The 5,737-nt window shown below is 63.4% G+C and carries 8 protein-coding genes; 5 read left to right on the top strand and 3 right to left on the bottom strand.

Features of this window, described 5'->3' with window-relative positions; genetic code table 11:
* Together MOV61_RS27805 and MOV61_RS27800 are read left to right on the top strand one after the other, a co-directional pair.
* Positions 1 to 970: methyl-accepting chemotaxis protein (locus tag MOV61_RS27805; protein ID WP_247138900.1), on the top strand; the 970-nt coding region annotated here is incomplete at its 5' end.
* Between the two features lie 62 nt (positions 971 to 1,032).
* A complete protein-coding gene (locus MOV61_RS27800) occupies positions 1,033 to 1,539 on the top strand; it encodes a TIGR02444 family protein (RefSeq protein ID WP_247138899.1) in 507 nt (168 codons plus the stop codon).
* A gap of 22 nt (positions 1,540 to 1,561) precedes the next feature.
* Here MOV61_RS27800 and MOV61_RS27795 read toward each other — a convergent pair whose 3' ends face one another.
* Positions 1,562 to 2,146 carry a UbiX family flavin prenyltransferase gene (locus tag MOV61_RS27795; protein ID WP_247138898.1) on the bottom strand — a complete coding sequence of 195 codons (585 nt, stop codon included), beginning with the start codon at positions 2,144 to 2,146 and terminating at the stop codon, positions 1,562 to 1,564.
* A 193-nt stretch (positions 2,147 to 2,339) separates the two neighbouring features.
* On the opposite strand from MOV61_RS27795, the gene MOV61_RS27790 reads away from it, so the two are divergent.
* Genes MOV61_RS27790 through MOV61_RS27780 form a run of 3 tightly spaced genes read left to right on the top strand, consistent with a single transcriptional unit; the run spans position 2,340 to position 4,029 of the window.
* Positions 2,340 to 2,684, top strand: coding sequence for a hypothetical protein (locus MOV61_RS27790; RefSeq protein ID WP_247138897.1), 345 nt, complete (start codon positions 2,340 to 2,342; stop codon positions 2,682 to 2,684).
* A gap of 20 nt (positions 2,685 to 2,704) precedes the next feature.
* Positions 2,705 to 3,196, top strand: a complete 492-nt coding sequence (locus tag MOV61_RS27785; protein WP_247138896.1) for a (2Fe-2S)-binding protein — start codon at positions 2,705 to 2,707, stop codon at positions 3,194 to 3,196.
* Positions 3,197 to 3,213: 17 nt separating this feature from the next.
* The gene (locus MOV61_RS27780; RefSeq protein ID WP_247138895.1) at positions 3,214 to 4,029 is read left to right on the top strand and encodes a xanthine dehydrogenase family protein subunit M; all 816 of its coding nucleotides are present in this window, start codon (positions 3,214 to 3,216) and stop codon (positions 4,027 to 4,029) included.
* Between the two features lie 84 nt (positions 4,030 to 4,113).
* On the opposite strand, the gene MOV61_RS27775 is transcribed toward MOV61_RS27780, so the two are convergent.
* Both MOV61_RS27775 and MOV61_RS27770 read right to left on the bottom strand, forming a co-directional pair.
* Positions 4,114 to 4,614 (bottom strand): MarR family winged helix-turn-helix transcriptional regulator, encoded by a 501-nt coding sequence (locus MOV61_RS27775; RefSeq protein WP_247138894.1) that lies wholly within the window; start codon positions 4,612 to 4,614, stop codon positions 4,114 to 4,116.
* A gap of 211 nt (positions 4,615 to 4,825) precedes the next feature.
* The coding region (locus tag MOV61_RS27770; RefSeq protein WP_247138893.1) for an MFS transporter at positions 4,826 to 5,737 on the bottom strand (912 nt) is incomplete at its 5' end.

Below are 5,737 nucleotides of genomic sequence, written 5' to 3'. Positions count from 1 at the left end.
AGCCGAAGCCGACGCATCCCAGAGGCTCCGGGTCGCGACATCCGGCCTTGGCGGCGGTCTGCGCCGGCTCGCCGCGGGCGATCTTTCCTTCCAGCTTGACGAAGCTTTCTCGGCGGATTTCGAAGCTCTGCGCCACGATTTCAATACCTCGATCGCCCAGCTCGCCAGCACGCTGGCGCAGATTGCCGGCAGCGCCGAGGCAATCGATGGCGGGACACAGGAAATCAGCCAGTCCGCATCCGACCTGTCGCGCCGCTCGGAGCAGCAGGCCGCTTCACTCGAAGAGACGGCCGCCGCACTCGACCAGATTACCGCGAATGTCAGTTCCGCGTCCAAGAAAGTCGACGAGACGCGCCAGATCGCTGCGGAAGCCAATTCCTCCGCCGCCCGTTCCGGCGAAGTTGTGGCCAACGCTGTCGAGGCGATGCGCCGCATCGAGGAGAGTTCCAGCCAGATCTCCAACATCATCGGCGTCATCGACGAGATCGCCTTCCAGACCAACCTTTTGGCGCTGAATGCCGGCGTCGAGGCTGCCCGGGCCGGCGAGGCTGGCAAGGGTTTTGCGGTCGTCGCGCAGGAAGTCCGCGAACTCGCGCAGAGGTCGGCGAACGCTGCCAAGGAGATCAAGGCGCTGATCCAGAACTCGACAGTCGAAGTCGGCCATGGCGTGAAATATGTCCGCGACGCCGGTGAATCGCTGAAGTCGATCGAGGGATATATCGTCACCATCAACGGCCATGTGGACGATATCGCCCGCTCGGCGCGCGAGCAGTCGACCGGGCTTTCGGAGATCAATTCGGCCGTCAACCAGATGGACCAGATGACCCAGCAAAATGCTGCCATGGTCGAGGAGACGACGGCAGCGAGTTCCGGTCTCGCCGACGAGGCTTCGAAGCTGCGCCAGATGGTCGGCCAGTTCCAGCTCGGCGCCGGCTCGTCCCAGGCTGGCCGGCGTCGCCGCGCCGCCTGAGGCGAAGCTTGCCTGGTTCGCAGCCAAACTGATAAGCCATGCCAAGGCGATCGAGAGGCTGCATGACTACGGATATCGAGCAGGGACTTTGGGATTTCGCATTGCGGCTTTATGGTGCGCCCGGTGTCGGCGAAGCCTGCCTTCTGCTTCAGGACGAAAGCGGCGTCGACGTGCCGGTGCTGTTGTTCTCCGCCTGGCTGGCAAAAAATTCCGTGGCGCTTTCGCCAACAGAGGTTGCCCGTATCGACGGCCTCGTCGCAGACTGGCGCAATGAGGTGGTGGAGCCGCTCCGCGCGCTGCGCCGGCGGTTGAAGAGCGGGCCGCATCCGGCCCCCACCAAAGAAACGGAAACCCTGCGCAACGGCGTGAAAGGTGTCGAACTCAGTTCGGAAATGATCGAACTGGCGGTGCTGGAGGCCGAAGGACGGGCGCTGATGGCAGCCGATGGTTCAACGGGCGATGCAGCTGGCAATCTCAGAAACGTCGTGGGGTTTTTCCGCGGAATGGAGCCGGATGAGAAGACCGCCACGGCGCTTGCCATGATCGAAAACGCGCTTGCGGCCCTTTAAGGCCGACATCCGGAGCACAAGATCAGTGCTGGCCGAGTGAACCCGGGCCGTCCTTCCAGCGCTTGACCATCGGCAGGTGGATATCGAGGAGATCGAGCGCGCGGCCGACCGTCTGGGTCACCATTTCATCCAAGGACTGGGGCTTCGAATAGAAGGCGGGCACCGGCGGCATCACGATTGCGCCGTTGCGGGTTGCCTGGTCCATCAGCGCGATATGGCCGGCATGCAGCGGCGTTTCGCGAAACAACAGCACGACGCGCCGGCGTTCCTTCAGACAGACGTCGGCCGCGCGCACGATCAGCTCGTCATTGTAGCAGTTGGCGATGCCGCTCAGCGTCTTCACCGAACAGGGTGCGACAAGCATTCCGGCAGTACGGAACGAGCCGGAGGAAAGCGCCGCGCCGATATCCTTGTGATTATAGAGCACGTCGGCCAGGCTCTTGATCTCTTCGGCACTCATGTCGATCTCGTCGATCGCAGTGCGAAAAGCGGAAGGCGAGATCACCGCATGGGTCTCGATATCCTCGACTTGCCTCAAAAGCTGCAGGGCGCGAACGCCATAAACGACACCGGAAGCTCCGGTGATGGCGATGATGATGCGGCGCATGGGACTTTTCCCTGAACAATCTATTGCGACGCCTTAGCGCCACTTTCCGACGGGCGCAATGCGGCGATCGTCGATTGCTCGGATGTGTTCGGCCACAGCCTTTTCCACCGGGCGGGTGCCGGGCTTCAGTACGCCGGTTTCCGATCCCCGCCGCAGGGGGTAGTCATGATCTTGTTCCGCACGGGCGCCGGCGGTGGGCAAGCGGATCGGCCGATGCCTGATCGGAAACGCGGGCTCGTGGCTTCTTGATTCCGCTGCGAAAAAACTCGCCGACGAGTTCTTCGAAAAGCTTGCGATGCGGCCCGTGATGGTTGATCATGCGGCCGATGCCGGATTAGCAGAGGCTATTGCGACGGCGGCTGTTGCCGCGCCAGTCATGTCAGCTGCACCATCGGCACCTATTTCCCCTGCGGCTCCCGAAGCTGCCGGACCGTCTGTCGCGCCTGCGGCAACGGCCGCGCGGCCTTTCAGCCGTATGTCCTATATCGCCGCCGGCACCGCCGTCGCTGTCATTGTCATCGCGGCTCTCGCCGCCTGAGTTTTTAACAGGAGGGGCTCATGTCCCGCATCACCATCACCGTCAACGGCACGCCGCAGACGCGCGACGTCGAAGACCGGACGCTGCTCGTGCAGTTCATCCGCGAACATCTCGGGCTGACGGGTACCCATGTCGGCTGCGACACCACCCAGTGTGGTGCCTGTACGATCCACCTCGACGGCGTGGCCGTGAAAAGCTGTACCGTGCTTGCCGTCGCCGCCGACGGTTCGAAGGTGACGACGATCGAGGGGCTGGCCGAGGGCGGCAAGCTGCACGACGTGCAGCAGGCTTTCCGCGAACATCACGGCTTGCAATGCGGTTATTGCACGCCAGGCATGATCATGGCCTCGGTGGACATGATCCGCCGCCATGACGGCATGCTCGACGAGCATACCGTGCGCCACGAACTCGAAGGCAATATCTGTCGCTGCACCGGCTACCACAACATCGTCAAGGCCGTGCTGGATGCCGCCGAGAAGCATCGCGCGGCACATGCCGTCGCGGCCGAATAAGCGGGGAGGATCACGCCATGTACGCAACGACTTATCACAAGCCGAAGACGCTGGCCGAGGCCGTCGATCTCTACACGAATTCCGACGAGCCCTCCTATCTCTCCGGCGGGCACACGCTGATCCCGACGCTGAAGAGCCGGCTTGCCGCGCCCGCGCATCTGATCGACGTACGCAACATTCCGGAGCTTTTCGGCATCGAAGTCACCGCTGACAGGGTGATCATCGGCTCGGCGACCAAGCATGCCGTCGTCGCCGCGTCCAAGGAGATCAAGGCTGCGATCCCCGCGCTCTCTGGCCTCGCCGGATCGATCGGCGACGTTCAGGTGCGCCACATGGGCACGATCGGTGGCTCGACCGCCAATAACGACCCGGCAGCCGACTATCCGGCCGCCGTGCTGTCGCTTGATGCGATCGTCCATACGGACCGCCGCGAAATCCCTGCCGAGGAATATTTCCAGGGCCTCTACACAACCGCATTGGAACCCGGTGAAATTCTCGTCCGCGTCGAGTTCAAGATCCCGGAGATTGCCGGCTACGCGAAATTCCGCAATCCGGCCTCGCGCTACTCGATGGCGGCCGCCTTCGTCGCCAAACACAGCGACGGCCATATCCGCGTCGCGATCACCGGTGCGGGCAACGAAGGCGTGTTCCGCTGGACGGAAGCCGAGGAGCTGCTGACCGCAAATTTTTCAGCCGAAGCACTGGAAGGCCTCACCATCGACCCGTCGCGGATGATGGGCGACATGCACGCGCCGACCGACTACCGCGCCCACCTCGTGGCGGTGATGACCCGTCGCGCGGTGCAGAACCTCGGCGGCACGCATATCCTCTGAGGACACAGGTGACCGAAATGGCCGGCGGGGCGACTCGCCGGCCAGAAACCATCGCGACGAGCCGAGCAACCGCATTAGGCATCTTCAAGAATGCTGGGGTGTGCCGAAGGTCGCAGCGATCCGTCCGAGCACTGCGATCAGCACCGCCTTGTCCTTACCGGCGATCTCGTCAAGACGCCGATTGTAGACGACCGCGATCGCGTGCAGCTGCTCCTGCATCCGGCGGCCATTTTCGGTGAGCCTGACGCTATAGCTGCGTTGGTCGTCGGGGTTCGACTGTCGTTCGATCAGTCCGCGATGGGACAATGCCTTGAGGCTGGAGGTGAGCGTCGAACGGTCGCGACCGCAGATGCGGCTGAGCTCCGACGGCGTCATGCTCTTTCGTTCGGCAAGCACCGTCAGAAGCGCATACCACCCGGGCTTCAGGTCAGCCTTGCCGGCCGCCTTGGCAAATGCCTGGAAGGACGTCTCCTGCGCCACCCTCAGATGATAGCCGATCAGGTTCCGGAACATGGCCGGGACAGGCATCTCGCCGTCCGCGGATTCCGTATGCGTGTCCTGCCGCGTCGATGCTTCCACCGCCATTTTCGCACTCCTCCCAATATGGACCCTAGTAGGAATAGGGGAGCGCAGCAAGATAGTTTGACATCAAATTACCTTGCCTTGACCGATTGTCCGACAAAGCCGGGCGGACTGCAAGCAAGCAATGGACATACGGCTGTCGCGGGAACGATCTGCGGCCGCGTCGAGGCTAAGCAGAACCCGCGCCGGATAACGGCGCGGGCGGGGAGCAGACCTACTCAGCTGCCTGGTATCGATCGGCAGCGGGAGAAGGTTTGGGGCCGAGCGCCGCGATCAGGGTGATCAGCGCGGCAAGCGTCGCGACGAAGGCGACAGCGGCGGAATAGGGCTCCCAGCCGAAGGCCGGAGCGCCGCTGAACACGGCAGACGTTGCCGCCAGCACCACCCCGCCACCGATCTGAAAAGCGGCGAAGAACATGCCGGAGGCAAGCCCCGACTTGTCCTCCTCGATATCGGCCAGCGCCGCGACCTGGATGGACGGGAAGGTCATGGCATAGCCGAGGCCGAGCGGGATCTGCGACAGTATGACGAGCAGGATCGGGTCGATATGGCCGACCGACAGGACCCAGAAGATGTAGCTGATCGCCTGCAGTCCGACGCCCGCCGTCATGAAGCCGGTCGTGCCGCGGTTCTGGGCAAGGGTCGCGAAACGAGGTGCCAGGAACATCACGAAGGCGCCGGCGCCGGCAAAGCAGAAGCCTGTCGCAAAGGCCGACCAGCCATAGACGTCCTGATAATAGAGCGTCGCGGTGAACTGGAAGCCGATATAGGCGCCTTGATAGAGAAAGCCGACGATGTTGGCATGGGTGAGCCTGGCGCGGCGGAACATCGCCAGCGGCACCATCGGGTCCTTATGACGGGCTTCGATGGCGAGGAAGCCGAGGATCAGCACGATTGCGGCCACGAGCGAGCCCCAGGTGAAGATATCGGCCCAGCCGGCCGAGGCCGCATTGGTGATGCCGAACACGAAAAGCAGCAGGCCGGGGGTGATGGTGATTGCGCCGGCCCAGTCGAAGCCGGGACGCGGCCCGGTTCGGCGCGCGTCGAGCGGCACGGCTATCGGTGCCAGAAGCAGGGTCAGGATCGCGACCGGCGCGCCCATCACCAGCGTTGCCCGCCAGCTGAT

The sequence above is a fragment of the Neorhizobium sp. BETTINA12A genome (assembly GCF_023006485.1).
Taxonomy (GTDB): domain Bacteria; phylum Pseudomonadota; class Alphaproteobacteria; order Rhizobiales; family Rhizobiaceae; genus Neorhizobium.
This window is presented reverse-complemented; position numbering and strand designations above follow the sequence as displayed.